We start from the raw sequence: 26,307 nt of genomic DNA, 5'->3' as shown, positions 1-26,307 counted from the left end.
TGTCCATGCGTAAAAGCCCTGTCGAATGGATCCTGCGCGGCCTGTACTCGGCCGTGCTCTACCTGCTGTTGCCGATCACCGTGTACCACCTGGTCTGGCGGGGCTTCCGGGTGCGCGAGTACTTCCAGCGCTGGGATGAGCGGTATGCCTCCTATCCACACTCCAGTGGCCAGCCGCGGGTCTGGCTGCACGCGGTCTCGGTGGGCGAGGTGAACGCCGCAGCGCCACTGGTTAACGCCTTGCGTGCGCTGCGCCCGGACATCCGCTGGGTGATCACCACCATCACCCCGACCGGCTCCGAGCGCGTCCGCTCGCTATGGGGCGATGCCGTCGATCATGTCTATCTGCCGTATGACGTGCCGGGCAGCGTCGGCCGCTTCCTGGGCCACTTCAAGCCCAGCCTGGCGTTGATCCTGGAAACGGAGCTGTGGCCGAACCTGCTGTTCGGCTGCCGCGACCGCAAGATCCCTGTCTACATCCTCAATGCCCGCCTGTCGGCGCGCTCACTGCGCGGTTACCGGCTGCTCAGTGCCCTGATTGGACGTGCACTGCGCACGGTCACCTGCGTGGCCGCGCAGTCGGCCGACGACGCCGAGCGGTTCATCCAGCTCGGTGCCCGCCCTGAACAGGTGCAGCCGCTGGGTAATCTGAAATTCGATATCGCCACACCGAACGTGCAGGACTTCATCGCGCGCTTCCATGATCTGGTGCCGGCCACGCGTCCGGTCTGGATCGCCGCCAGTACGCATGAGGGCGAAGAGCAGGCCACCATCGATCTGCACCGCCGCCTGCGCCAAGCGGTGCCGGGCCTGCTGCTGTTGTGGGCGCCGCGTCATCCCGAGCGCTTCCCGCGGGTCGAAGCACTGGCCCGCGAGCAGGGCTGGAAGGTGGCCACGCGCCGCCAGCAGCAGTGGCCGCAGGCGGATACGGATGTGTTCGTGATCGATACGCTGGGCGAGCTGATGTCGTTCTACGGTTGTGCGCAGGTGGCCTTCGTCGGTGGCAGCCTGCAGGCCATCGGCGGCCATAATCTGCTGGAGCCTGCGGCCATGGGCACGGCCGCGGTCACCGGGCCGCACCTGCACAACTTCGCCGAGATTTCCCGGCGCATGCGCGAAGCCGGCGCGGTGGTGATCGCCGAGGATGCCAACGGGGTCGGCGATGCGCTGCTGACCCTGCTGCGGGACCCGCAGGCGCGCGAAGACATGGCCCGTGCGGGCTGCGAGCTGGTCAGCAACGGCCGCGGTGCGTTGAAGCGCACCGTGGCATTGATCGCACCGCAGTTGCCGCCGCCGGTGGCGTGATCGCGACCCGCCTGGCCGTCTTGCATGGCGACCAGGCCGGCCGATCGATCAGCCCGCGGCGACCAGCAGATCCCCCAGGAAGGCATACGCAAACCCGAAGTAGATGAACACGCCGATGAGGTCCATGACCGAGGTGATCATCGGTGCCGACAGCGTGGCCGGATCCGCCCCGATGCGGCGTGCGGCGAAGGGCAGCAGTGCGCCGATGATGCCGCCCAACGCGGTGCACACCAGCATGCTCGAGCCCACCACCAGCAGCACGTCCATGCCCACACCTTTGCTGAAGTAGGCCAGGATCGCTTCGAGTACGGCGATGGTGATGCCCAGTCCCGCCGCGACCGGCAGTTCGCGCTGGATCACGAACCACACATCGCGCCAGCTCAGTTTCAGCTCGCCCAGCGCCATGCTGCGGATCACCAGCGTGGCCGACTGGCTGCCGGTATTGCCGCCCATGTCCACGATCGGGGCGATGAAGGCGGCCAGCACGATCACCTGCGACAGCAGCTCCTCCTGCGCGGCGACAAACGTACTGGTAACGATGCCGAAGCAGGTCAGGATCGCCAGCCAGAACACACGCACCCGGAACATCTGCTTCAGTGGCGTGCTGCGCACATCAAGATCGTTCCCGTTTCCGCTGACCGTCCCGCCAAAGCGCGCCAACTGGGAGGCATCCTGTTCCTTCTCGATGTCCATCGCATCGTCCACGGTGACGATGCCGATCATGCGGTCACCGCCATTGGTCACCGGCAGCGCGAGCAGATCGTAACGACGGATCAGTTCGGCGGCCTGCAGCCTGGGCCAGTGCGCCTTCGCTGACACCGGCTGCTCATGCATGATCGAGGTGATCGTGCGGTTCTCGTTGGCCAGCACCAGATCACGCAGGGCCACCGTGCCGCGCAGCCGCAGCGTATGGTCGAGCACGAACAGGATGTTCACCGTCTCGCTGTGCAGCGCCGTGGCGCGGATATGTGCCAGCGCCTGCGCCACGGTCATTTCCGGTGACACCCAGACATAATCGGATGTCGTCGCCGAACCGACCGTGCCTTCGGGATAGGACGCCATCTTGAGGATGTCGTCGCGCTCGACCTTGGTCAGTGCGGGCAGCAGCTTCTGCTTGGCATCTTCGCCGAGCCGGTTGTACAGGTCGGCGCGATCATCCGAAGGCATGTGCTCGAACAGTTGCACCACCGCCTCACGCGGCATCGCCGCCAGCAGCTGATCCTGGCGGATCTCGGTGAAGTGTGCGAACAGCTCGGCGCGCACCTGCGGCTCGAGCATCATCAGCAAGGGGAGTGTCTTGTCCACGCTCAGTGCATCGAGTGCATCGACCAGATCGGAGGGATGCGTGGTCGCGGCGATGCTGACAAAGCCGGCCGCGTCGAGCGAGAGCGAGAGGGTGCGGATCGAGAACAGGAGGTCTTCGCGGTTCATGGTGGTTCTCCAGCAAAAAGCAGCGCAGTGCGCTGAGGTACACAAGGCCGACGCACGGGCAGGGCTCGAGCGGGGCAGGTATCGGTGGGTGCATGGGCCGTGTGCTGACGTGCGCGCGGTCCGGTCGATCGGTGCCGTCAGGCGGCACGCAGGGCGTTACGGTGCAGAGGCCAGGTTGAAGCCGAGCGTGATCCAGTGACCGTCACGCTGGTGGTGGACACGACCGGCGAGCAGATCCACGCTGGCGCCGCGCCAGAGTTGATGGCGGACACCGAGCTGACTGCTGCGCTGGCGTGTCGCGTCACGTGCGGTTTCGGCCAGCAGCGACCAGTGCGGCGCGGTGACGATTTCCAGGCCGATGCCATCGGTGCGGCCTCGTGCGCCGGCCGTGCGGGCCCAGCCCAGGTTGAGGTGCAGCAGTGTGCGATCGCTGGCGCCAAGGGCGAGGGTCAGGGGCGCGTTGATGCCCCAGTCATCGCCACGCAGGTGGCGCCAGTCGCTGCCGACACCGGCACTCAGCGCCAGGCCCCAACGGCGCTGGTCGATGTCGCGCAGCACGCGCTTGGCACCCAGCGCCCATTGCGTGGACGAAGCAGCATGTTGATGGCTCAGGCCGAGCGACCACTCGGTATCGGCGAAGGTGCAGGCCGGTACGGCGGTCCACTCCGCCCCGGCATCGGTGTGGCGGGCCCAGCTTTCCAGCTGGCAGCGGCCGGCATCGGTGATCGAGGCATCGTCCACCATCAGGCTGGCGGCGGCGCGGGTGTCGAACGGAAGCATCGCCACGGCCACGAGCGGCAGGGCGAACACACGGGAAACGTGCATGGGCAATCTCCAGGCAAACGGAAACGCCAGCGGCACCCTTCTTGGGGTCGGTGGAACGGCGATACGGATGATGCGAGGCGGGCGAGCGTGTCAGCTGCGCCGGTGGGCCCCGTCCTGTGCGGACGGAACCGACCTTGGGGTCAGTGGGTCCGTCGGCTCAGGAGCAGCAACGAGATCGACTATGACTGTCCAAGGAGGGGGCCTCTGGAGGGAAAGGGAAGGTGGTGCGGGGCGGACCATAGTCGGCCCATGCCGAGGGGTCAAGCCATTTTCAACGGCACGTACCGGACTGTGGACCGGTTCACGGTGGAGACTGTGCGCGGGTCTGCATTACGCGATGAAATCGCCGCGGCAGTGATCGCGTGCGTGACGCGCGCGACGTGTCGGAATCAACAACCTGCACGCAAAAAAAACCACCCGCATGCGGGTGGTTTTTCTGTCTCGCCCTGCGCCGTCGATCAGTTGACGGTGGTGCTCGGCGTGGCGGCCTTCTGGGTCAGCAAGCGGTTGATGTCCTGCAGTTCGGCGATGTCCAGCGTGCCGACCGCCTGGCCCAGCTGCAGGCGGTTCTGCAGGAAGGTGTAGCGGGCGTTGGCGTAGTCCAGCTGTGCGGAGAACAGGATGCGCTGGTTCTGGATCACGTCCAGCACGGTACGGGTACCGACTTCCAGGCCGACCTGCGAAGCGTCATAGGCGCTCTGTGCCGACACGACCGCCAGACGACGCGCTTCCACTTCGCTGATGCCCGCGACCAAGGTCTGGTAGGCATTGCGGGTGTTGCGGTCCAGGGCGCGCTTCTGCTGCTCGTAGCCGTCCTGGGCGATGTCACGCTGTGCCAGCGCCTGGCGCACGCCGGACTGGGTAGCGCCGCCGGAGAAGATCGGCACGTTCAAGGTCAGGCCGACGCTGTTGGTGCGGCGGTCCGGGCTGAAGCTGCCGCTGTCGCCGACCACATCACCCCAGCTGGCCGACTTGCCGGCGCTGGCACCGAGCGACAGAGTCGGGTAGTGCGCGCCGCGGGCGGCCGAGACGCCGGATTCGGCGGCGTTGACCTTCAGTTCCTGCGCCTTCAGCGCCGGGTTCTGTGCCACGGCCTCGTTCACCAGCGTATCGATGGTGGCGTACTTGGCCGGCAGTTCCGGACGGAAATCGGCCGGCAGGGCGCGCAGGTCGTTGACCGGCTGGCCGGTCAGCTCGGTCAGCGCCTGGTAGGCGTCGGCCAGCGTGTTCTGCGCGATGATCGTGTTGGCACGCGCCTGGTCGTACTGGGCGCGGGCTTCGTGCACGTCGGTGATCGGGGCCAGGCCCACTTCCAGGCGCTTGTCGGCGAAGTCGAACTGTTTCTTGGCAGCGGCTTCGTTGGTCTGCGCGGCCGACAGCGATTCAATGCCCACCAGCACGTTGAAGTACGCCGCCGAGGTGCGCACGATCAGGTCGTCGTTGGCCGAATCCAGGGTGAAGTCGGCCGCCTTGCTCAGCTCGCGCTGCGAACGCAGGTTGGCGAACTGGGTGAAGTTGAAGACCGTCTGGCTGCCGTTGATCGTGTAGTTCCGGCTCTTGGTGGTGAATGAGCTGGAGGTCAGATCATGGTTCGGGTTGGTGCGGCTGCGGTTGAGCGAGGCCTCGCCGTTGAGCTGCGGCAGCAATGCGGCACGCGCCTGCACGGCGCCTTCCTTGTCATACAGGCGGGTCGACTCGGCAGCCGAGAGCTGCGGATCGCCATTGCGCGCCATTTCGTAGACCTGCAGCAGGTCGGCAGCAGAGGCGGTCATCGGCAGCAGGGCGGCGGCCAGCGCAAGGGCGAGGGATCGGCGGATCATTGCGGCTTCCTTGGACTCAGAGTTGGAACTGGGGTGCCGGGGCGGCACCGCGCAGGTAATCGATATCGGTTTCGAACAGCGATTCAGTGGTGCCGTCCGCCTTGACCAGCACCGCTTCCATGACCGGCGACCGGCCACGGATCACGAACAGTCGACCGCCGGGACGCAGCCACTGGGCGAAACGTGACGGGATGACATCCACCGCGCCGGTGACGCAGATCGCATCGAAGCGGCGCTCGGTGTCCCAGGTCAGGGCGTCGGCGGTTTCGATGCGGACGTTGTTGCCAAGGCCGGCCGCGTCCAGACGCGCACGCGCGGTCGTGGCCAGCTCGGTGTCGATTTCCAGGCTCAGCACTTCGCGGGCCAGCTCGCCCATGCAGGCGCTCAGGTAGCCGCTGCCGGTGCCGATTTCCAGTACTTCATCGCCCGGCTGCAGATCCAGCGCCTGCAGGGTGCGGCCTTCGATGACCGGCTTCATCATCTTCTGGCCGTTGCCCAGCGGCAGCTCGATATCGGTGTAGGCCAGGGCCCGGTGCGATTCAGCGACGAACGCCTCCCGCGGCAAGCGTGCCAGTACATCGAGCACGCGAATTTCCAGCACATCCCAGGGGCGGATCTGCTGTTCGACCATCAGTTCGCGGGCGTGGGAGTAATCGATCGTCATGAGGTTCTATATCCAGCGCAGTGGGCCGGCCATTTTACCGGTGCCGGGAGCCGGCGGCGCGCTGAGAGCATCGCTGCCGTCGCGCCGGGGTCGCAGTGCCGGAAGTCACCGCGACCTCCGGTCCATTCAGTTTAGTCCCGCCGGGCATACGCCCGCAGGAAAAAGTCGACGCTGGCGCTCACGTGGGCGTCGGCATCGCACTCGGCCGGGGCCGGCCGCAACCCGCACATCATATGCGTATGCAGCTCGCCCTTGATCAAGGTCAGGAACTGGATCGCGGCGGTCGGGAAATCGGTGATCTCCAGCTCGCCGCGGGCGGTGCGGGCACGCAGGAAGTCGGCCAGCGCGTCGGTGGTCCGCTGCGGGCCGGCCAGCCAGAACATCTCGCGGATCCGGTCATCGGTATCCGGGGACATCATCACCCGCTGCACGGCGACCGCCGCATCGGAGGTGATCAGGCTGAAAAAGGCGTGGCCGATGCCCATCAGCTGGTCACGCAGCGGGCCTTCGATGTCGGTGACGAACAGCTCGTCCGGCAGCATCTCGACGCACTTGGATTGCACAGCTTCGGTGAACAGGGTTTCTTTGTCGCCGAAATGGCTGTAAACAGTCAGCTTCGAGACACCTGCCTGGGCGGCGATGCTGTCCATGCTCACACCGTTGTAGCCCTGGTCGACGAACAGCGATTTGGCGGCTTCCAGAATGGCCGCGCGCTTGCCCAGATCCTTCGGGCGCCCCGGTCCGGCGGCCTTGGCGGGCGGCTTGGAGGGCGATGTAGAGGGGGTAGCATCAGTCATCCAAACAATACTAGACCAATCGGTTCGATATTTATACTATACCGGCTGGTTCAATATTGAAGCGGCTGGAACAGTGTGTCTCCAGCGGCTTTTCCCGGGTTACTTTTCAGGTCCAGGACCTCATGAAAAACATGCGATGGATGGGTGGTGGGTTGCTGGCGATCGCGCTGGCAGCATGTGGCAAGCAGGACGCCGAGCCGGTTGCGCCGATTCCGGTGCTGGTGGTCCACGCCGGCACCGTGGCTGGCCAGGAAGTGGCTGCCTATCCCGGTGAGATCCGGGCCCGCGAGGAGAGCCCGCTGTCGTTCCGCGTCGGGGGCAACCTGATCAAGCGTCATGTCGATGCCGGCCAGCGTGTGCGCAAGGGCCAGCTGCTGGCCGAGCTGGACGCCGCCGACTACGCCTCCCAGGCCAGTGCGTCGCAAGCGCAGCTGGCTGCCGCCGAAGCCGACCTGGTCCGCGCCCGGGATGACCAGAAGCGCTACGCCACCTTGGCCGAGCAGCAGCTGGTCAGCCAATCCGCGCTGGACAGCCAGACCGCTGCCTTCAAGGCCGCGCAGGGCCAGGCCAATGCCGCCCGCGCCAATCTGGCCGTGGCCCGCAACCAGGCCGAGTATGCGCAGCTGCGTGCGCCGGCCGATGGTGTGATCGCCAGCCGCCAGGCCGAAGCCGGGCAGGTGGTCAGCGCCGGGCAGACCGTGTTCACCCTGGCCGCGGATGGCGGCCGCGAAGTCGTGATCGCGCTGCCGGAAAGCAACATCCGCGATTACCAGGTGGGCCAGCCGGTGCAGGTGGAACTGTGGAACCGTCCGGGCCAGCTGCTGGCCGGCACGATCCGTGAGATCGCCCCGGCCGCCGATGCCCAGGGGCGTACCTATGCCACCCGCGTCAGCCTGGCCCCGGAAGCCCTGACCGAAGTGGAACTGGGCCAGAGCGCGCGCGTGTTCGCCGCGGCCGGCCGCCAGGGCACGCTGCAGTTGCCGCTGGCGGCGGTGCAGCGCGGCGCCGATGGGCGCAGCAGTGTGTGGGTGGTCGATCCGGCCAAGCACACGTTGAAGGCCACGCCGGTGACGGTCGGGGCGTATGGCGTTGAATCCGTTCCGGTGCTGAGCGGGGTGAATGCGAACGACTGGGTGGTTGCCGCCGGTGGCCATCTGCTGCGCGAGGGCCAGCCGGTGACGGCAGTGGACCGCCAGAACCGCCCGGTGCTGGCACCGGCAGCCAAGCCTGCCGCCGCCGCCGCGCCTGCCACCGGCAAGGGAAACTGATCCCGTGCGCCGCTTCAATCTTTCCGAATGGGCGCTGGGCAACCGGCCACTGGTGCTGTTTGCGATGCTCGCCTTCGCGATCATCGGCGCGTGGTCGTACAAGCACCTGGGCCAGTCCGAGGATCCACCGTTCACCTTCAAGGTGATGGTGGTGCGCACGAACTGGCCCGGCGCGACCGCCGAACAGGTCTCACGCCAGGTCACCGAGCCGATCGAGAAGGCACTGCTGAACACCGGGCAGTACGAGTTCATCCGCTCCTACTCGCGCCCGGGCGAATCGCAGGTGATCTTCGTGGCGCGCGACAGCCTGCGCTCCAAGGCGATTCCCGACCTGTGGTACCAGGTGCGCAAGCGTGTGGGCGACATCAAGCCGACCCTGCCGCGCGAAATCGTCGGCCCGTTCTTCAACGACGAGTTCGGCGATACCTTCGGCAACATCTACGCGTTGACCGGGCAGGGCTTCGACTACGCAGTGATGCGCGACTACGCCGACCGCATCCAGCTGGAACTGCAACGCGTGCCGGATGTGGGCAAGATCGAACTGGAAGGCCTGCAGGACGAGAAGGTCTGGATCGAGCTGTCCAACACCAAGCTGGCCACGCTGGGCGTGTCGCTGCAGCAGGTGCAGCAGGCATTGGCCGACCAGAATGCCATTGCCGCCACCAGCTTCTTCGAAACCCCGACCGATCGGGTGCAGCTGCGCGTCACCGGCCAGTTCAAGAGCGTGGAGGACATCCGCAGCTTCCCGATCCAGGCTGGCGACCGCACCGTGCACCTGGGCGACATTGCCGAGATCAAGCGCGGTTTTGCCGATCCGGCGTCGCCGAAGATGCGCTTCATGGGCGAAGACGCCATCGGCATTGCGGTGGCGATGAAAGACGGCGGCGACATCCTCAAGCTGGGCAGTACGCTGGATGCCGAGTTCGAACGCCTGCAGAAGACGCTGCCGGCCGGCATGCAGCTGCGCAAGGTCTCCGACCAGCCGCATGCGGTGGAAGAGTCCGTCGGCGAGTTCGTGCAGGTGCTGACCGAAGCGGTGGTGATCGTGCTGCTGGTGAGCTTCTTCTCGCTCGGCCTGCGCACCGGACTGGTGGTGGGCGTGACCATTCCGCTGGTGCTGGCGATGACGTTCTTTGTCATGCATTACTTCGGCATCGGCCTGCACAAGATTTCCCTCGGCGCGCTGGTGCTGGCGCTGGGCCTGCTGGTGGACGATGCGATCATCGCCGTGGAGATGATGGCCACCAAGATGGAGCAGGGCTACGACCGCCTGCGCGCGGCCAGCTTTGCGTGGGAGTCGACCGCCTTCCCGATGCTGACCGGTACGCTGATCACTGCGGCCGGCTTCCTGCCGATCGCCACGGCTGCCTCCAGCACGGGCGAATACACCCGCTCGTTGTTCCAGGTGGTGACCATCGCGCTGGTGGTGTCGTGGATCGCCGCGGTGCTGTTCATTCCGTACCTGGGCGACAAGATGTTGCCGGACCTGTTCAATCCGCAGCCGCCCAAGCCGGACAGCCTGGCGGGGCGCTGGCATGCCCGTCGCCTTCGGTGGGCCGACCGCCATCCCGCGTTCGCGCGCTGGATCGCGCCGAAGGTGCATGCGCACGACCATGATCCGTACCAGCGTCCGTTCTACGTGCGCTTCCGCAGGTTCCTTGATGTGTGCCTGCGTCATCGCTGGTGGGTGATCGCCGCCACGGCCGCGCTGTTCGTGTTCTCGCTGCTGATCTTCCGTTTCGTGCCGCAGCAGTTCTTCCCGGATTCGACCCGCCCGGAACTGATGGTGGACATCGAACTGGCCGAGGGTGCCTCGTTGCAGGCCACCCAGGCGCAGGCGACCAAGCTGGAAAAGCTGCTCAAGGACCGCGAAGGCATCAGCAATTACGTGGCCTACGTGGGCACCGGCTCGCCGCGCTTCTACCTGCCGTTGGACCAGCAGCTGCCGGCCACCAACTTCTCGCAGTTCGTGGTGCTGACCGAGAATGCCACCGCACGTGAGGCGACCCGCGACTGGCTGCTCAAGGATGTGATTCCGCAGTTCCCGGACGTGCAGATGCGCGTGACCCGTCTGGAGAACGGCCCGCCGGTCGGCTACCCGGTGCAGATGCGCATCTCCGGCGAGCATATCGAGCAGGTGCAGGCCATCGCACGGCAAGTGGAAGCCAAGGTGCGCGCAAACCCGCACGTGATGAACGTCAACCTGGATTGGAGCGAGCCGAGCAAAGTGGTGCGGCTGGTGATCGACCAGGACCGTGCACGCGCACTGGGTGTGAGCAGCGCGCAGGTGAGCCAGCTGCTGGGCACCTCGTTGTCGGGCATGAGCGTGAGCACCTACCGGGAGGGCAACCGCCTGATCGAGATGCTGCTGCGTGGCCCGGACAACGAACGTGTGCGGCTGGACATGCTGGGCAGCCTGGCCATTCCGACCGCCAGCGGCACCTCGGTGACGCTGTCGCAGGTGGCACGCCTGGAGTACGTGTTCGAGGACGGCATCATCTGGCACCGCAACCGCCTGCCGACGGTGACCGTGCGCGCCGATATTGCCGACGCGAAGCAGCCGCTGGACGTCGTGCAGCAGATCCTGCCGACGCTGGAGAGCATCCGTGCCGAACTGCCGTCCGGCTACCTGCTGGAAACCGGCGGTACGGTGGAGGATTCCACCCGTGGCCAGGATTCGATCAAGGCCGGCATGCCGCTGTTCCTGATCGTGGTGGCGACCTTGCTGATGCTGCAGCTGCGCAGCTTCTCGCGTGCGGCGATGGTGCTGGTCACCGCACCGCTGGGCATCATCGGCGCGACCCTGTTCCTGCTGCTGTTCCGCGCGCCGTTCGGCTTCGTGGCGCTGCTGGGGACGATCGCGCTGGCCGGCATGATCATGCGCAACTCGGTGATCCTGATCGATCAGATCCAGCAGGACATCGACGCCGGGCATGACCGCTGGCACGCGATCATCGATGCCACCGTGCGCCGCTTCCGCCCGATCGTGCTGACCGCGCTGGCGGCGGTGCTGGCGATGATCCCGCTGTCGCGCAGTGCCTTCTACGGCTCGATGGCGATCTCGATCATGGGCGGCCTGATCGTCGGCACCGTGCTGACCCTGGTGTTCCTGCCGGCGCTGTATGCCGCGTGGTTCCGGGTGAAGCCGGATGAGGCGAAGACCAGCGAAGGCTGAGGGACGATGAAGCCGGCCGATGGCCGGCTTCATGCTTTCAGTGCGAAGCGAATGCCTGTCGTCTTTGCGGTGCCAGCAAGCGCACAATGCACGCCGGGTTTCTTCGGTCGCGCATGATGTCTTCACGTTCCTTTTCTCGGTTCGCCACTGCGGCGGCGATCGTTCTGCTGATGTCTTCCGCGTTGCCAGCGCAGGCAAACCCCGCTGCCAGTTTCCAGCGCGATCTCGTCGAGCTGCTGGAGTGCCGTGCCTCACCGGCAACGATGCAGGCGGTGACGACCGCGTTGCGTGGCGCACGGTATGGCACGCCGCAGGAACGACCGGCCCATCTGCTGGGCTGGAGCTTCACGCCCAGCGGTGACGAGGAGCACGCGACGACCCTCATCGACATGCCGGTGACGTTGACGGCACACGGCATCACAACGCACCGCGTGGTGGCGGATGACATGGGCTTCTCGATTCCCATCGATGCCGGGCAGCGTGCGCGCATCGTCACCGGGAACGGGCTACGGATGCGGTCGAGTAGCCTGCGTGAGCCGTTCCAGGTCTGGTCACCATCAGAGGCATCCCGCGATGCGTCATCGCCGGGCGCCATCGTGGTGAGCAGCGACGGTGAGGGCTATCGGGTGGGATGTGATTATCCCGGTCCGATGCAGGACGCGCGTGTTCCACCGCGATGGCGCGAGACGGCCACGGCAAGTGATTTTGGCGCCGCGCTCGAATGTCGGGCTGACGACGCTGCCATGCAGCGCATCGCCAATCTGTGGGAGCGTGTGTCGGAACTGTCGCCGCTGGCATGGCCGGACAATGTCCGCGCGGTGACCGAGCGTGAGTACCGTGCTGATGGCCAGGAGATGCCCGTCATGGTCATCACCCTGGAGCAGCCGGTGGCGTTGAAGGGCTTGGCTGCGACGTCGATCGTCCTCGCGTATGGCGGCTATCTCGCAGCCGACATGGGCGATGTGCCGCTGAAGGCGGTGCTCGACGCCACTGGCCTGGGCGCGGCGGATCGTCAGGCGGAAGGGTATTGGATGCGCGAAGCTTCCCGGGAGGCGTCCTCCGGATACACGCGTGTGCAGGCATTCAGCGTGATACCCACCGACGGCGGCGCCCTGCTGGCCGGGTGCATGACGAGCGAGGTCCGCTCGGCGGACTGACCGCTGCGGCGGGAAATGCTGCAGGGCGCAGCGGATGAAAACCGCTGCGCCGCTTCACCCATCTGTCCTTAGTAAACGCCCTGCGCCAGCATTGCATCGGCGACTTTCACGAAGCCGGCGATGTTGGCGCCATCGACGTAGTTCACGCTGCCGTCGGCACGTTTGCCGTGGCGCACGCAGTTGGCGTGGATGTCTTTCATGATCCCGTGCAGCCGCTCGTCGACATCGGCGTGATGCCACGACAGGCGCTGCGCGTTCTGGCTCATCTCCAGGCCCGAGGTGGCCACGCCGCCGGCATTGCTGGCCTTGCCCGGTGCGTACAGGGTGCCGGCCTCGAGGAAGACCTCCACCGCCTCCAGCGTGGAGGGCATGTTGGCGCCTTCGGCCACGCACAGCACCCCGTTGTCCACCAAAGCGCGGGCATCGTCTTCGTCCAACTCGTTCTGGGTGGCGCAGGGCAGGGCGATCTCGGCCGGGATATGCCAGGGGCGCTTGCCGTCGAGGTACTCGAAGCGTGTGTCATCGGCCAGTTCGGACAGGCAGCCGCGGCGCTCGTTGCGCAGTTCGACCACCTCCTGCAGCGCCGCGTCATCGAAGCCATCGCGGGCGTACAGCGTGCCGCCGGAATCGGAGAGCGTGAGCACTTTCGCGCCCAGCTCGATGGCCTTGATCGCGGCATGCTGGGCGACGTTGCCAGCGCCGGAAATCAGCACCTTCGCGCCATCGGTATCGCGGCGGGCATGGTGCAGCATCTGCTCGACGAAGTAGACCGTACCGAAGCCGGTCGCCTCCGGGCGCATCAGGCTGCCACCGTAGGACAGGCCCTTGCCGGTGAACACACAGGAAGCGTCGTTGGTGATCTTCTTCATCATGCCGGTCATGTAGCCGACCTCGCGTGCGCCCACGCCGATGTCACCGGCCGGCACATCGGTATCGGCACCAAGGTGACGATGGAGCTCCAGCATCAGTGCTTGGCAGAAGCGCATCACTTCGGTATCGCTGCGGCCTTTGGGATTGAAATCCGAGCCGCCTTTGCCACCGCCCATCGGCAAGGTCGTCAGCGCGTTCTTCAGGGTCTGCTCGAACGCGAGGAACTTCAGGATCGACTGGTTCACCGACGGATGGAAGCGCATACCGCCCTTGAACGGACCGATCGCCGAACTGTGCTGCACGCGCCAGCCGCGGTTCACATGGGTCTTGCCGGCATCATCTGCCCAGGCGACGCGGAACTGGATCACCCGCTCCGGCTCCACCAGCCGCTCCAGCAGGCCTTGTTCCAGGTAGCGGGGGTTGCGCTCCAGGAACGGCCACAGGCTCTGGATCACTTCTTTGACGGCCTGCAGGAATTCCGGCTGATGCGGATCGCGCTGGGCCACGTGGTTGAGAAAGTCGGCAGAGGAACGATGGTTCAAGGGCTTTCCTTGTTGGGGGCCAGCCGCTGGCAGCGACGTGACCGACGGGACAGGGAGGCCGTGCGGGATGTGGAAACACGAACGCGGCCCTCAGGCCGCGTCCTTGCGATCATTGCAGCTTGGCAAGGACCGCGTCGGTCGCTGCGGCGGTACTCACCGCATAACCCTTGGCGGCGAGATCGGCGGTGAACACGCCGTCATCCAGCACGGCATACACCGCTGCCTCGACCGTAGCAGCCTCTTCGTCCAGCCCCAGTGAATGCCGCAGCAGCATCGCCGCGCTGAAGATCGTGGCATACGGATTGGCAATGCCCTTGCCAGCGATGTCCGGCGCCGAGCCGTGGATCGGTTCGTAGATGCCGACCGCGCCGGGTTCACCCAGCGATGCCGAGGGCAGCAGGCCGAGCGAGCCGGCCAGCATCGAGGCTTCGTCGGTGAGGATGTCGCCGAACATGTTCTCGGTGACGATCACGTCGTACTCGCGCGGTTTGGCCAGCAGATGCATGGCCATCGAATCGACCAGCTGGTGCTCCAGCGCGATCTCCGGGAATTCCTCCCGGCCGATCCGTGCAGCGACATCACGCCACAGGCGCGAGGTCTCCAGCACGTTGGCCTTATCCACCGAGGTGACCTTGCCGCGGCGGGTCTGTGCCAGCGCGAACGCGGTGCGCATGACGCGCTCGATCTCGCCCACGCTGTAGCTGCACAGGTCGCTGGCGGTATCGGCAGTGCGGGTCTTCTCACCGAAGTAGATGCCGCCGGTCAGCTCACGCACGACCACGAAGTCCACGCCCTCCAGCAGCTCTGCCTTGATCGGCGAGGCGCCGAGCGCAGCGGCATGCGTGCGCACCGGGCGCAGGTTGGCGTACAGCCCCAGCGCCTTGCGGATCGCCAGCAGGCCCTGCTCCGGGCGGACCTTGGCATTCGGGTCGGACCACTTCGGCCCGCCGACCGCACCGAGCAGGATGGCGTCTGCCTTGCGGCAGGCGTCCAGCGTGGCGGCCGGCAGCGGCTCGCCGTGGCGATCGATGGCGATGCCACCGATGTCGTGTTCCTGGAACCCGAAGGTGTGCCCGAAACGGGTGGCGACGGCCTCCAGCACCGCCACGGCGGCAGCGGCGACTTCCGGACCGATGCCGTCACCCGGCAATACGACAATTTCAGCGTGCATGTTCACTCTCGTAACGTTCAATATCAGGGGTACGGCCCAACAGATACCCCAATTGGTCCACGCCTTCCAGCAGACAGGTCTGTGAGAAGCCGTCCAGCGGGAAGGCATACACGCGCCCATCGGGGGTGCGCAGTTCGCGCGCGGCCACATCGATGGTCAATGCGTCATCCGGGCGCTGCATCAGCGTCTGCACATCGGCTTCGTCCAGCACGATCGGCAGCAGGCCGTTCTTCAGCGAGTTGCCGCGGAAGATATCGGCGATCTCGCTGCTGACGATGGCGCGCAGACCCAGGTCGGTCAGGGCCCACGGCGCATGTTCACGCGAGGAGCCGCAGCCGAAGTTGCGGCCGGCCAGCAGGATGCTGCGGCCAGCGTTATGCGGCTGGTTGAAGGCGAACGCCGGGTTCGGCACGCCCTCGCTCTGCCAGCGCCAATCATTGAACGCGTGCTTGCCCAGGCCGACGCGCTCGGTGGTGGACAGAAAGCGCGCCGGAATGATCTGGTCGGTGTCGATGTTGGTCTCGCGCAGCACCACGCTGGTCGAGGTCAGGGTACGGAAGCCGCTCATCAGGCCACCTCCAGCGTGGCATACAGTTCGCGTGGGTCGGCCACGCGGCCGTTCACCGCGGCCCAGGCGGCCGTCATCGGCGAGGCCAGCAGCGTCCGCGAGCCGGGGCCTTGGCGGCCTTCGAAATTGCGATTGCTGGTGCTGACCGCCAGTTGTCCCGGCGCGACCAGATCGCCGTTCATGGCAATGCACATCGAGCAGCCCGGCTCGCGCCATTCGGCGCCGGCCGCGCGCACCACCACATCGATGCCTTCGGCTTCGGCCTGGCGCTTGACGATTTCCGAGCCCGGCACCACCAGCATGCGCACGCCCTCGGCGACGCGGCGGCCCTGCAGCACCTGCGCCACTTCGCGCATGTCGCTCAGGCGGCCGTTGGTGCAGGAGCCGACGAAGACCACATCCACCGGCGTGCCGGCCAGGGTCTGCCCGGCGTGGAAGTGCATGTAATCCAGGCCCTTCTGCGCGGCCGCGTCGTTGGCCGCCGGGATCGGCTGGTCCACGGCGATGGCGGTGCCGGGGTGCGTGCCCCAGGTCAGGGTCGGCCGGATGTCGGCGGCCTCGATGTGGACCTCGACATCGAAGCGCGCACCTTCATCGCTGCGCAGCTGCGACCACGCGGCCACGGCAGCATCGAATTCGGCGCCCTTGGGACCACGCGGGGTGGCGGCCACCCAGTCGAAGGTGATCTGGTCGGGGGCGACCATGCCGGCACGTGCCCCGGCTTCGATGGACATGTTGCACAACGTCATGCGCTGCTCCATGTCCATCGCTTCGATCGCGCTGCCACGGAACTCCAGCACATGACCGGTGCCGCCGTTGACGCCGATCACACCGATGATGTGCAGCACCACGTCCTTGGCACCGACGCCCTGGGCCAGCGCGCCATCGACGGTGATCGCCATCGTCCTGGCTTTACGCTGCAGCAGGCACTGCGTCGCCAGCACATGGCCGACCTCGCTGGTGCCGATACCGAAGGCCAGCGCGCCAAATGCACCATGCGTGGAGGTGTGGCTGTCGCCACAGACGATGGTCATACCCGGCTGGGTGAAGCCCTGTTCGGGGGCGATCACGTGCACGATGCCGCGGCTGGCCGACTGCAGGTCGAACAGCTCGATGCCATGCGCGGCGCAGTTGTCGGCCAGCATCGCTACCTGGGCTTCGGAGGCGGCGCTGGCATAGGGCAGCTTGCCGTCGGCGCCGGCCGGCAGCGTGGGGGTGGAGTGATCCATCGTGGCCTTGGTCCGGTCCGGCCGGCGCGGGGAGAGGCCGCGCTCACGCAGTTCGGTGAAGGCCTGCGGCGAGGTCACCTCATGGATCAGGTGCAGGTCGATGTACAGCACGGCGGGCGCGCTGTCGGTCTCGGGAACGACGACGTGGGCATCCCACAGTTTGTCGTACAGGGTGCGGGGAGCTGGGGTCATGGACTGGCCTTGCTGCGGTTCGGGGTACGTAGTGGGGGCTCAGGCCGCGGCGGTGGCCGCAGGCTGCTCGGCCGTCGCGTTGCGCTGGCGCAGCAGACGGTTGGCGACCTCCAGCCACGCCAGTGCGGAGGCTTCGATGATGTCGCGGCTGGTGCCGGTGCCTTCGTACTCCACGCCCTCATGGCGCACGCTCAGGTTGGCTTCGCCGCGCGCATCGGCGCCGATGCCCACACTGTGCACGTGGTAGCTGTCCAGCATCAACTGCACGCCGGTGGCGGCCGACAATGCGCCGAACAGTGCATCGACCGGACCATCGCCTTGGGCCGTCTCGGCAACGCGGTTGCCCTCCGGATCGGACAGCTCGACCAGCGCGTTGGCCCGGCTGCCCACATCGCTGATGGTCATCGAGGCCAGGCGATAGCCGTTCTGGGTCGCGCTGCCCTGCATCAGGGTCTGCAGGTCGGCGTCGGTGACCACGCGCTGCTGCTCGCACAGCGCCTTGAACTGTTCAAAGACGTGTTTCAGTTCCTCCTCGTACAGGAAGAAGCCCAGCGCACGCAGGCGTTGTTCGACCGCAGCGCGGCCACTGTGGCGGCCCAGCACCATCTGCGAGGATTCCCAGCCCACGTCTTCCGGGCGCATGATTTCGTAGGTGCCGCGGTGGCGCAGCATGCCGTGCTGGTGGATGCCCGACTCGTGGGCGAAGGCGTTGGCGCCGACGATCGCCTTGTTGCGCTGGACCGGCATGCCGACCAGGCGCTGCAGCAGCTGCGAGGTGGCCACGATGCGCGGGGTGTTGATGCGCGTGTCTTCGTCGTAGAAGGCGTTGCGGACCTTCAGCACCATCGCGATTTCTTCCAGCGAGCAGTTGCCCGCGCGCTCGCCGATCCCGTTGACGGTGCATTCGACCTGACGCGCACCGCCTTCGATGGCAGCCAGCGAGTTGGCCACGGCCAGGCCCAGATCGTTGTGGCAGTGCGCGCTGAAGATGATGCGGTCGCTGTCCGGCACGCCGGCGATCACGCGCTGGAACATGCCGCGGATCTCTTCCGGCGTGGTGAAGCCCACGGTGTCGGGCAGGTTGATGGTGGTCGCGCCGGCGGCCACGGCCACGCGGGCGACCTCGATCAGGAAGTCTTCCTCGGTACGCGTGGCATCTTCAGCGGAGAACTCCACATCGCCTACGTAGCTGCGGGCCAGGCTGACGTGCTTGTGTACCGACTCCAGTACCTGCTCGCGGGTCATGCGCAGCTTGTGCTCGCGGTGCAGCGGGCTGGTCGACAGGAACACGTGCAGGCGCGGGTTCGCCGCTGTCTCCAGCGCCTTGGCCGAGGTTTCGATATCGGCGGCCAGGCAGCGCGACAGCACGGCCAGGATCGGGCGGCGGACTTCGCGGGCGATCATCGCCATCGCTTCGCGGTCGGACTGGGAGCTGGCCGGGAAGCCGGTTTCCATGACATCCACGCCCAGTTCGTCCAGTGCGCGGGCCATCACCAGCTTCTGCTGCGGGCTCATGCTGCAGCCGGGCGATTGTTCGCCGTCGCGCAGGGTGGTGTCGAAAATTCTAATTCGGGGGGAGTTGGGCATGGTCACCAGGAGGTCTCCTCGACGGCAAGGTCGGATGGGATGGCAGAGGTAGGATTCGAAGCGGAAATCGGGGATGTCGCGAGCACGGTTGGTAGGGGCGGGCGTGTTCGCTCGCTGGCGCGGCGGCGCGGTTTGCGCGGGGGGCGGGGACGGATGTCGGCCAGCAGCTGGGCCAATACCAGCGCATCGATGTTGCCACCGGAGACCACCGCGCACTTGCGCTTGCCGGCGACGCGGCGACCGGCGGCCAGTGCCAGCGCGCCGGCACCTTCGGCGATGACGTGCTCTTCCAGCGCCAGCCGCACCAGCGTCTCGCGCAGCTCGGCTTCACGCACGATCACCACATCGTCCAGCAGTGCACTGCACAGCTTGCGGGTCAGGAAACCGGGAATCTTCACCTTGACGCCGTCGGCCAGGGTGGCGACCGGGGCGATCTCACGCACGTCGCCGCGGATGGCGCGGGCCATCGAATCGACGCCCTCCACCTGTGCACCAACGATGCGCACGCCCTGCGATTTCAGCGCCAGCGCAACGCCGGAGGCCAGACCACCACCACCGATCGGCACGATCACCACGTCCGGCGCATGCGGGGCCAGTTCAATGCCCAAGGTGCCTTGGCCGGCGATCACGTCCGGGTCGTCGAAGGCGGACAGGAAGCGGTAGCCGTGCTGGTCGGCCAGGGCACGGGCGAAGGCGTAGGCCTCGTCGTAGCTCTCGCCGTGCTGGCGTACGGTGGCGCCCCAGTGGGCGACCCCGGCGATCTTGGTGGCCGGTGCACCGTGCGGCATCACTGTGATCGCCGGAATGTTCAAGCGGTAGGCGGCCCAGGCCACGCCCTGGGCGTGGTTGCCGGCCGAGGCGCAGATGACCGGGCGGTCGTCGCCGCGCTCACGCCCGGCCAGCAGGGCGTTCAATGCACCGCGCACCTTGTAGGAGCCGGTGCGCTGCAGGTTTTCCAGCTTCAGCCACACGCCGAAACGCTCGGCGTAATGCAGGGGCGTGGGCGGCAGGAAGCGGCGCAGCCGCGCCTGCGCGGCGAGCACATCGGCGACGCTTACGTCGCCTACGTCCGGTTCCTGCGGGGTGCGGCTAGCCGGCATCACGCACCCGGCCATGGTGATCGTCGCGGAGCGACGCGCGCTGCCACGGCGCACGGTGCGACGTACGACCGAGAAGACACCTCCGTACCGGCACCGATGCAACGGTGCGGGCGTTCATGCGGATACTCCAGTACCGGGCTCCAGTGCGCTGATGCGCACCGACACACAGTCGTAGATCTTCTCGATCTGGCGGCGCAGCGTCTCCGGCGGACGCGTGCTGTCCACCACCAGCTGCAGGTGCCAGCGACCATCGTCGGCGGCATTGGGCGCACCGGCGATCGCGCGCGGTGCGAAGCCGCGGCGTTCGGCCATGCCGATCACGCGCAGCAGCGCGCCTTCGGCTGGGGTCAGCACCAGGTCAAGCCGGTATTGCATTGGGGAACTCCTGGGACTGATGAGCGGGGTTGCTTTCCAGCATCGTGCTGTTGGCATTGTTGGGCGGCACCAGCGGCCACACGTTGGCACGCGCATCGATGGCCACATGCAGCAGAGCCGGGCCAGGCTGGGCCAGCATTGCGGCCAGGCCACCTTCGACATCGTCACGTGCTTCGATGCGCGTGGCCGGAATGCCGAACACCTGCGCCAGCGCGGCGAAGTCCGGGTTGTCGGACAGATCGATCTCGCTGTAGCGCTCGGCGAAGAACAGCTCCTGCCACTGGCGGACCATGCCCAGCGAGCTGTTGTCCAGCAGCACGATCTTCACCGGCAGGCGGCAGCGGGCGATGGTGACCAGCTCCTGCACGTTCATCATGAAACTGCCATCGCCGGAGACCAGCACCACGGTGCGGTCGGGGCAGGCGAACTGCGCACCCATCGCTGCGGGCAGGCCGAAGCCCATGGTGCCCAGCGCGCCGCTGGTCAGGTGGTTGCGCGGGTGGGTGAAGCGGCAATGCTGGGCGACCCACATCTGATGCTGGCCGACATCGCAGGCGATGATCGCATCGCTCGGCGCCAGCTCGCTCAGGCGCTTCAGCAGCGCCGGGGCGTAGATGTGCTTGCCCGGTGCGTCGTAACGCGGGGCGAAGCGTTCACGATGGCCCTGGCAGCGCTTGGTCCAGGCCTCCTGCGTGGCCGGGGCGGTGGCCGCGGCGGTCAGTGCGCGCAGCGCCGTACCGACATTGCCCGGCACCGCGATGTCGGCGGTGCGCAGCTTGGAGATCTCGTACGCATCGGCATCGATATGCACGACGCGCGCAAACGGGGCGAACTCGTTCAACTTGCCGGTCGCGCGGTCATCGAAACGGGCGCCGACCACGACCAGCAGATCGCTTTCCTGCACGGCCATGTTGGCCGCGCGGGTGCCGTGCATGCCCAGCATGCCCAGGTAGTGGGGATGCTGCGGCGGCAGCGCGCCCAGGCCGCGCAGGGTCAGCACGGTCGGAATACGGGTCGCCTCGACGAAGGCACGGAAGTCCTCCACCGCATCGCCCAGCGCCACGCCACCCCCGGCATAGATCACCGGCTTCTCGGCCCCGGCGATGGCGGCGATGGTCTGCGCGATGGCGTCGTCATTCGGGGCAGGCGGTGCGACCACCGTGGACGGCACGTGGTCCGGCAGGTGCGACGCATCGGCCACCTGCACGTCTTTGGGCAGATCGATCAGCACCGGCCCCGGGCGACCCTCGCGGGCGATACGGAACGCATCGGCGACCACCTGCGGCAGGTCATCGACCGAGCGCACCAGCCAGCTGTGCTTGACGATCGGCAGGGTCAGCCCGAACACGTCCAGTTCCTGGAACGCGTCGGTGCCCAGCAGCGGGGTTGCGACCTGGCCGGTGATGCAGACCATCGGCACCGAATCCAGCATCGCATCGGCGATGCCGGTGACCAGGTTGGAGGCGCCCGGGCCGGAGGTGGCGACGCAGACGCCGACCCGGCCGCTGGCACGGGCGAAGCCGTTGGCGGCCAGTGCCGCGCCCTGCTCATGGCGGACCAGGATGTGCTTCAGCCCGGAGTCCACCAGGGCGTCATAGAACGGCATGATGGTGCCGCCCGGATAGCCGAACAGCGTATGCACGCCCTCGGCTTCCAGGGCCTGCGTCAACCAGCGTGCGCCGTTGCGGGGCGCGGTGCTGTGTGCGGAGGTATTCATGCGGTGACCTTTACGAAAGCGGTGGGGGAGCCGCGCGTTTACGCGGCTTGACTTTGCAACCAGACCATCTTGGCGCGCAGTTCTTTGCCTACCTTCTCGATCGGGTGCTCCAGGTCGGCCTGCTTGAACTTGTTGTAGTTCGGCAGGCCTGCTTCGTACTCGGCCACCCAGTTCTTGGTGAAGGTGCCGTTCTGGATATCGGTCAGCACGTCCTTCATGCGCGCCTTGGTGCCGGCGTCGATCACGCGCGGGCCGCTGACGTAGTCGCCGTACTGCGCGGTTTCGGAGATGAATTCCAGCATGCGGGTGATGCCACCTTCGTAGAACAGGTCCACGATCAGCTTCAGTTCGTGCAGTACTTCGTAGTAGGCGATCTCCGGCTGGTAGCCGGCTTCGACCAGGGTTTCGAAACCGGCCTGCACCAGTGCCGAAGCGCCACCGCACAGTACGGCCTGTTCGCCGAACAGATCGGTTTCCGTCTCTTCCTTGAAGGTGGTCTGGATCAGGTTGGCGCGCGCGCCACCCAGGCCGCCGGCGTAGGCCAGGGCGAACTCGGCGGCCTTGCCACTCTTGTCCTGGTATACCGCCCAGATGCACGGCACGCCGCGGCCGATCTCATACTCGCGACGCACCAGTGCGCCCGGGCCCTTCGGCGCGACCAGCACCACGTCCAGATCCTCGCGCGGTTTGATCATGTCGAAATGCACGTTCAGGCCGTGCGCGAACAGCAGCACCGCGCCCTGTTTCATGTTCGGCGCGAGCACGTCTTCATAGAGCTTCTTCTGCACCATGTCCGGGGTCAGCACGGCGACCAGATCGGCATCCTTCACCGCCTCGGAAGGGGCTTTGACGGTGAAGCCGTCGGCCTGAGCCTTGACCTCGGTCGGACCGCCCGGGCGCAGCCCGACGACGACATCGAAACCGGATTCACGCAGATTCAGCGCGTGCGCGCGGCCCTGGCTGCCGTAGCCGACAACAGCGATCTTGATCTGGGGCAGGTCGTTGGTGCTCATGGGGGAGGTCCTTTGGAGGCAAGAAAAAAGAGGGCCGACGGTCAGCGACGCGTCGGCCCATCAGGGGAAGGGGTGGCACCGGCCTGGCCGCGAGCACACGCGAACGCATCCGCCGTGGGGGCGGTGGGCGTTGGCTGGCTCGAGGTGGGCTGGCGGGTCATGGTGGAAGGCAACTCGGCGGGGAGGATGGAAATCGAAGGGTTCTGAAACGAAAAAACCCGCACCTGGTCGGGTGCGGGTTTTGATGGATACCTGGCAGTCTTGCTTACACGCCGGTCCGTCCCGCACCTGTTGGTTGGGTAATAAGTACGAGTACGAGAAGCGAACGGATGGAGGCCGCGCCGTGGTCGGCGTGCTCGATGGATTCGCGGGTGGCTGTGCGCTGCAACATGAGATCGAGAAAACCACACGGGTTTCGGCGGTGTCAACCTTGGAAAGACAATTTCCATCGGTTTCGCCTGCATCCACCGCAAGCCCCCGCTGTACAAGGATGGTTGCGGCTGAAAGCGTTCCGGTGAACCGGAATTCAGCATTTTGCCGGGCGCGATTGCGCGGATTCGGGGCCGATTTGTGTGAGGTGCATGACCATAGTGGGATGTCCTCCGGCGGCATCTGCCGCCACCATCAGCTCGCTACCACCTCTCAGGAACCACCCCGTGTCCTCACGCCTTGCCCGCGGTCTGCTCGCCGCCGCCGTCCTGTGTACGCTGCCCGCCGCCGCCATCGCCGCTGACCGGATCACCGGCCACACCTTCGCCACCCGGTCGGAGGTGATCGCTCCGCATGCGATGGCCGCCACCTCCCAGCCGCTGGCGACCCAGATCGCCCTGGACGTGATGAAGTCCGGCGGCTCGGCCGTGGACGCCGCGATCGCGGCCAATGCCGCCCTCGGTTTGATGGAACCCACCGGCAACGGCGTGGGCGGTGATCTGTTCGCGATCGTGTGGGACCCCAAAACCGAGAAGCTGTATGGCTACAACGGCTCGGGCCGCTCGCCGAAGTCGCTGACCCTGGCCGAGTTCCAGCGCCGCGGCCTGAAGGAGATTCCGGCCACCGGCCCGCTGCCCGTCTCGGTCCCCGGCGCGGTCGATGGCTGGTTCGCCCTGCATGATCGTTTCGGCCGCAAGCCGATGGCCGACAACCTCGCGCCTGCGATCCGCTACGCCCGCGAAGGCCACCCGGTCGCCGAGGTCATCGCCTACTACTGGGACCGCTCGGTGCCGCGGCTGTCCAAGTACCCTGGCTTCACCGAGCAGTTCACGATCAACGGCCATGCCCCGCGCAAGGGCGAGATGTGGAAGAACCCGAACCTGGCCCACACCCTGGAGCAGATCGCCCAGGGCGGCCGCGATGCCTTCTACAAAGGCGAGATCGCCCGCACCATCGGCACCTACTTCAAGGCCAATGGCGGCTACCTGAGCTATGAGGACATGGCCAGCCATCACGGCGAGTGGGTGGAGCCGGTCAGCAGCAACTACCGTGGCTATGACGTATGGGAACTGCCGCCGAACAGCCAGGGCATCGCCGCGCTGCAGATCCTCAACGTGCTGGAAGGCTACGATTTCTCGAAGATCCCCTTCGGCTCGCCCGAGCACGTGCACCTGTTCGTGGAGGCCAAGAAGCTGGCCTTCGCCGACCGCGCGCGCTTTTACACCGACCCGGCGTTCCACCCGGCCCCGGTCGATACGCTGATCTCCAAAGGCTACGCCGCCGAGCGCCGCACGCTGATCTCGATGGACAAGGCGCTGAGTGAAGTGCAGCCGGGGACGCCGAAGCAACTGAAGGAAGGCGACACGATCTACCTGACCGTGGCCGATGCGGACGGCATGATGGTCTCGCTGATCCAGTCCAATTACCGGGGCATGGGCAGCGGCATGGCGCCTCCGGGCCTGGGCTTCATCCTGCAGGACCGCGGCGAGATGTTCGTGCTGCGCAAGGATCATCCGAACGGTTATGCGCCGGGCAAGCGCCCGTTCCAGACCATCATTCCGGGCTTCGTCACCAAGGACGGCAAGCCGTGGATGAGCTTTGGCGTGATGGGCGGTGCGATGCAGCCGCAGGGTCATGCGCAGATCGTGATGAACATGGTCGACTTCGGGATGAATCTGCAGGAAGCCGGCGATGCGCCGCGCATCCAGCATGAGGGCTCGACCGAGCCGACCGGGCAGGCGACGGCGATGAGCGACGGTGGCGAGGTGAATCTGGAAACCGGCTTCCCGTATGAGACGGTGCGCGCGTTGATGCGCAAGGGCCACCGCGTGGTGTTCGCGGATGGTCCGTACGGTGGGTATCAGGCGATCCTGCGTGATCCGGAGACCGGGGTGTACTACGGCGCGTCGGAGAGCCGCAAGGATGGGCAGGCGGCGGGGTACTGATCTGCTGGCACCCCGTAGAGCCGACCGTTGGCCCGTAGAAGCGCACAGCAGAGCGTAGAGCGTTGCGCGTTTGGGGCTGCGGACAGTGGGCCGACCTGGGTGGGTCTGCGGGACCCGCCGCAAGTACGTCCATGTAGGCTCGTATGCCGCCATCCATGGCGACATACGGTCCCGCCAACCCACCCAGGCCGACCCACCCACAGTGGGTCGGTGCGCATGGCAAAAGCGGTAGCAACTGTGTTGCTGGAGGAGCTTCAGCCCCCCAGCGGATGGGCACGGTAGTGCCGGCCGCTGGCCGGCAGCCGTTGGAGATGTGCCTAGGCGTGCTTCAGGCGGGGATCGATTCGCTTTGAGCGTCGCGCATCCGGGCGTTGAGGATGACCAGCATCTTGCGCATGACAGCTACCAAGGCGACCTTGCTCGCCTTTCCTTTGGCTTTCAGGGTCGCGTAAAAGTCACGTAGCTTGGGCTCGTAACGGATGGCAGTTAGCGCCGCCATGTAGAGCGCTTCGCGCACTACGGCCCGGCCCCCGGTGATGCTGCGCTTGCCCTGCCAGGTACCGCTCTCGCGGTTCATGGGGGCCAGGCCGACCAGCGAAGCAATGGCGGAACTCCGCTAGGCTGACAGGGTCGAGAGCTCCCCCCGCTTGCCCAGTCTTATCAGTCCGAGCGCCAACTCGATCAACTGTTCGGGCGGATCAGGGAGAAACCGGCGTGGGGACCCAAGCTACCGAGCGGTCGCAAGACCTAGAGCCACACGGTCGCCCACGCCGGGCTCTCGGCACCTAAAGTGCCAGATCGGCAAGAGATAAGAGCCACGCCATGCGTGGCTCCTTTTACTTAACGATGATCCGATGCGTCGGGTGCACGCTGCTGTGCCGAGCGTTGCTCGGCTGCTCGCGTTGGAACCACCCTGAAACTGTGAGTGGGGCGCGCTGTGCCAGGCTTTGCTCAGGGCTCTCCTCAGAACCACCTTGAAACCGTGAGCGGGACGGGGCGGGTGGGTTGTCGGGACCATGAGCGCCATGGATGGCGCGACATGAGCCTCCATGGACGGATTCACGGCGTGTCCCGCCAACCCACCCGTCCCCGCCCGCCCACCCATAGCCCCGGAACCGGGCCGCACG

Annotated in this window: 19 protein-coding genes and 1 pseudogene; 5 read left to right on the top strand and 15 right to left on the bottom strand. The window is 66.5% G+C overall.

Annotated elements, in window-relative coordinates:
- The first annotated feature begins 5 nt into the window (after positions 1-5).
- Positions 6-1,304 carry a lipid IV(A) 3-deoxy-D-manno-octulosonic acid transferase gene (gene waaA, locus ABE463_RS14400; protein WP_346468625.1) on the top strand — a complete coding sequence of 433 codons (1,299 nt, stop codon included), beginning with the start codon at positions 6-8 and terminating at the stop codon, positions 1,302-1,304.
- 48 nt (positions 1,305-1,352) lie between these two features.
- Here waaA and mgtE read toward each other — a convergent pair whose 3' ends face one another.
- From mgtE to ABE463_RS14375, 5 genes are all read right to left on the bottom strand, one after another.
- The gene (gene mgtE / locus ABE463_RS14395; RefSeq protein WP_346468624.1) at positions 1,353-2,735 is read right to left on the bottom strand and encodes a magnesium transporter; all 1,383 of its coding nucleotides are present in this window, start codon (positions 2,733-2,735) and stop codon (positions 1,353-1,355) included.
- A 156-nt stretch (positions 2,736-2,891) separates the two neighbouring features.
- Complete coding sequence (locus ABE463_RS14390; RefSeq protein ID WP_346468623.1) at positions 2,892-3,560, bottom strand: hypothetical protein; 669 nt, start codon at positions 3,558-3,560, stop codon at positions 2,892-2,894.
- A gap of 458 nt (positions 3,561-4,018) precedes the next feature.
- Complete coding sequence (locus ABE463_RS14385; protein ID WP_346468622.1) at positions 4,019-5,380, bottom strand: TolC family outer membrane protein; 1,362 nt, start codon at positions 5,378-5,380, stop codon at positions 4,019-4,021.
- Between the two features lie 16 nt (positions 5,381-5,396).
- A complete protein-coding gene (locus ABE463_RS14380; protein WP_346468621.1) occupies positions 5,397-6,044 on the bottom strand; it encodes a protein-L-isoaspartate O-methyltransferase in 648 nt (215 codons plus the stop codon).
- A 131-nt stretch (positions 6,045-6,175) separates the two neighbouring features.
- Positions 6,176-6,841, bottom strand: a complete 666-nt coding sequence (locus tag ABE463_RS14375; RefSeq protein WP_123730250.1) for a TetR/AcrR family transcriptional regulator — start codon at positions 6,839-6,841, stop codon at positions 6,176-6,178.
- 122 nt (positions 6,842-6,963) lie between these two features.
- Here ABE463_RS14375 and ABE463_RS14370 point away from each other — a divergent pair, with 122 nt between their 5' ends.
- From ABE463_RS14370 to ABE463_RS14360, 3 genes are all read left to right on the top strand, one after another.
- Positions 6,964-8,109 carry an efflux RND transporter periplasmic adaptor subunit gene (locus ABE463_RS14370; protein ID WP_346468620.1) on the top strand — a complete coding sequence of 382 codons (1,146 nt, stop codon included), beginning with the start codon at positions 6,964-6,966 and terminating at the stop codon, positions 8,107-8,109.
- A 4-nt stretch (positions 8,110-8,113) separates the two neighbouring features.
- Positions 8,114-11,284 carry an efflux RND transporter permease subunit gene (locus ABE463_RS14365; RefSeq protein WP_346468619.1) on the top strand — a complete coding sequence of 1,057 codons (3,171 nt, stop codon included), beginning with the start codon at positions 8,114-8,116 and terminating at the stop codon, positions 11,282-11,284.
- Positions 11,285-11,400: 116 nt separating this feature from the next.
- A complete protein-coding gene (locus ABE463_RS14360) occupies positions 11,401-12,441 on the top strand; it encodes a hypothetical protein (protein ID WP_346468618.1) in 1,041 nt (346 codons plus the stop codon).
- 68 nt (positions 12,442-12,509) lie between these two features.
- Here ABE463_RS14360 and gdhA read toward each other — a convergent pair whose 3' ends face one another.
- From gdhA to ilvC, 9 genes are all read right to left on the bottom strand, one after another.
- A complete protein-coding gene (gdhA, locus tag ABE463_RS14355; protein WP_346468617.1) occupies positions 12,510-13,853 on the bottom strand; it encodes an NADP-specific glutamate dehydrogenase in 1,344 nt (447 codons plus the stop codon).
- A 109-nt stretch (positions 13,854-13,962) separates the two neighbouring features.
- Positions 13,963-15,024: a 3-isopropylmalate dehydrogenase gene (gene leuB / locus ABE463_RS14350; protein WP_346468616.1), complete on the bottom strand. Its 1,062-nt coding sequence runs from the start codon at positions 15,022-15,024 to the stop codon at positions 13,963-13,965.
- The gene (gene leuD / locus ABE463_RS14345; RefSeq protein ID WP_088432620.1) at positions 15,014-15,592 is read right to left on the bottom strand and encodes a 3-isopropylmalate dehydratase small subunit; all 579 of its coding nucleotides are present in this window, start codon (positions 15,590-15,592) and stop codon (positions 15,014-15,016) included. The genes leuB and leuD overlap by 11 nt, the downstream gene beginning before the upstream one ends.
- Positions 15,592-17,013 carry a 3-isopropylmalate dehydratase large subunit gene (leuC, locus tag ABE463_RS14340; RefSeq protein WP_346468615.1) on the bottom strand — a complete coding sequence of 474 codons (1,422 nt, stop codon included), beginning with the start codon at positions 17,011-17,013 and terminating at the stop codon, positions 15,592-15,594. Before leuC ends, leuD begins: the two co-directional genes overlap by 1 nt.
- 39 nt (positions 17,014-17,052) lie before the next feature.
- Positions 17,053-18,600 (bottom strand): 2-isopropylmalate synthase, encoded by a 1,548-nt coding sequence (locus ABE463_RS14335; protein WP_346468659.1) that lies wholly within the window; start codon positions 18,598-18,600, stop codon positions 17,053-17,055.
- A gap of 2 nt (positions 18,601-18,602) precedes the next feature.
- Entirely contained in the window at positions 18,603-19,700 is a 1,098-nt protein-coding gene (locus tag ABE463_RS14330) for a threonine dehydratase (RefSeq protein ID WP_259259206.1), read from the bottom strand.
- A 114-nt stretch (positions 19,701-19,814) separates the two neighbouring features.
- A complete protein-coding gene (locus ABE463_RS14325; protein ID WP_070473596.1) occupies positions 19,815-20,075 on the bottom strand; it encodes an ACT domain-containing protein in 261 nt (86 codons plus the stop codon).
- On the bottom strand, positions 20,059-21,792 hold the full coding sequence (ilvG, locus tag ABE463_RS14320) for an acetolactate synthase 2 catalytic subunit (RefSeq protein ID WP_152154263.1): 1,734 nt from the start codon (positions 21,790-21,792) through the stop codon (positions 20,059-20,061). The genes ABE463_RS14325 and ilvG overlap by 17 nt, the downstream gene beginning before the upstream one ends.
- Before the next feature lie 38 nt (positions 21,793-21,830).
- Positions 21,831-22,805: a ketol-acid reductoisomerase gene (gene ilvC / locus ABE463_RS14315; RefSeq protein WP_261997264.1), complete on the bottom strand. Its 975-nt coding sequence runs from the start codon at positions 22,803-22,805 to the stop codon at positions 21,831-21,833.
- A gap of 656 nt (positions 22,806-23,461) precedes the next feature.
- On the opposite strand from ilvC, the gene ggt reads away from it, so the two are divergent.
- Positions 23,462-25,180 carry a gamma-glutamyltransferase gene (gene ggt / locus ABE463_RS14310; protein WP_346468614.1) on the top strand — a complete coding sequence of 573 codons (1,719 nt, stop codon included), beginning with the start codon at positions 23,462-23,464 and terminating at the stop codon, positions 25,178-25,180.
- 328 nt (positions 25,181-25,508) lie between these two features.
- Here ggt and ABE463_RS14305 read toward each other — a convergent pair.
- Positions 25,509-25,787: pseudogene (locus ABE463_RS14305) on the bottom strand (transposase); the annotation flags it as partial.
- Between the last annotated feature and the right edge of the window lie 520 nt (positions 25,788-26,307).

The sequence above is a fragment of the Stenotrophomonas sp. TWI819 genome, assembly GCF_039673075.1.
Taxonomy (GTDB): Bacteria; Pseudomonadota; Gammaproteobacteria; order Xanthomonadales; family Xanthomonadaceae; genus Stenotrophomonas; species Stenotrophomonas rhizophila_B.
The sequence above is the reverse complement of the archived record's forward strand: the minus strand, read 5'-3'. Positions and strand labels throughout refer to the sequence as shown.

What these genes read in the sequence shown, in the direction of transcription:
- ABE463_RS14390 (WP_346468623.1), bottom strand. Translation starts at nt 3,560, where the DNA reads ATGCACGTTTCCCGTGTGTTCGCCCTGCCGCTCGTGGCCGTGGCGATG.
- mgtE (WP_346468624.1), bottom strand. Translation starts at nt 2,735, where the DNA reads ATGAACCGCGAAGACCTCCTGTTCTCGATCCGCACCCTCTCGCTCTCG.
- leuD (WP_088432620.1), bottom strand. Translation starts at nt 15,592, where the DNA reads ATGAGCGGCTTCCGTACCCTGACCTCGACCAGCGTGGTGCTGCGCGAG.
- ilvG (WP_152154263.1), bottom strand. Translation starts at nt 21,792, where the DNA reads ATGAATACCTCCGCACACAGCACCGCGCCCCGCAACGGCGCACGCTGG.
- ABE463_RS14360 (WP_346468618.1), top strand. Translation starts at nt 11,401, where the DNA reads ATGTCTTCACGTTCCTTTTCTCGGTTCGCCACTGCGGCGGCGATCGTT.
- ABE463_RS14330 (WP_259259206.1), bottom strand. Translation starts at nt 19,700, where the DNA reads ATGCCGGCTAGCCGCACCCCGCAGGAACCGGACGTAGGCGACGTAAGC.
- waaA (WP_346468625.1), top strand. Translation starts at nt 6, where the DNA reads ATGCGTAAAAGCCCTGTCGAATGGATCCTGCGCGGCCTGTACTCGGCC.
- ABE463_RS14370 (WP_346468620.1), top strand. Translation starts at nt 6,964, where the DNA reads ATGAAAAACATGCGATGGATGGGTGGTGGGTTGCTGGCGATCGCGCTG.
- ABE463_RS14375 (WP_123730250.1), bottom strand. Translation starts at nt 6,841, where the DNA reads ATGACTGATGCTACCCCCTCTACATCGCCCTCCAAGCCGCCCGCCAAG.
- ABE463_RS14385 (WP_346468622.1), bottom strand. Translation starts at nt 5,380, where the DNA reads ATGATCCGCCGATCCCTCGCCCTTGCGCTGGCCGCCGCCCTGCTGCCG.
- ABE463_RS14325 (WP_070473596.1), bottom strand. Translation starts at nt 20,075, where the DNA reads ATGCAATACCGGCTTGACCTGGTGCTGACCCCAGCCGAAGGCGCGCTG.
- leuC (WP_346468615.1), bottom strand. Translation starts at nt 17,013, where the DNA reads ATGACCCCAGCTCCCCGCACCCTGTACGACAAACTGTGGGATGCCCAC.
- ilvC (WP_261997264.1), bottom strand. Translation starts at nt 22,805, where the DNA reads ATGAGCACCAACGACCTGCCCCAGATCAAGATCGCTGTTGTCGGCTAC.
- ABE463_RS14335 (WP_346468659.1), bottom strand. Translation starts at nt 18,600, where the DNA reads ATGCCCAACTCCCCCCGAATTAGAATTTTCGACACCACCCTGCGCGAC.
- leuB (WP_346468616.1), bottom strand. Translation starts at nt 15,024, where the DNA reads ATGCACGCTGAAATTGTCGTATTGCCGGGTGACGGCATCGGTCCGGAA.
- ABE463_RS14380 (WP_346468621.1), bottom strand. Translation starts at nt 6,044, where the DNA reads ATGACGATCGATTACTCCCACGCCCGCGAACTGATGGTCGAACAGCAG.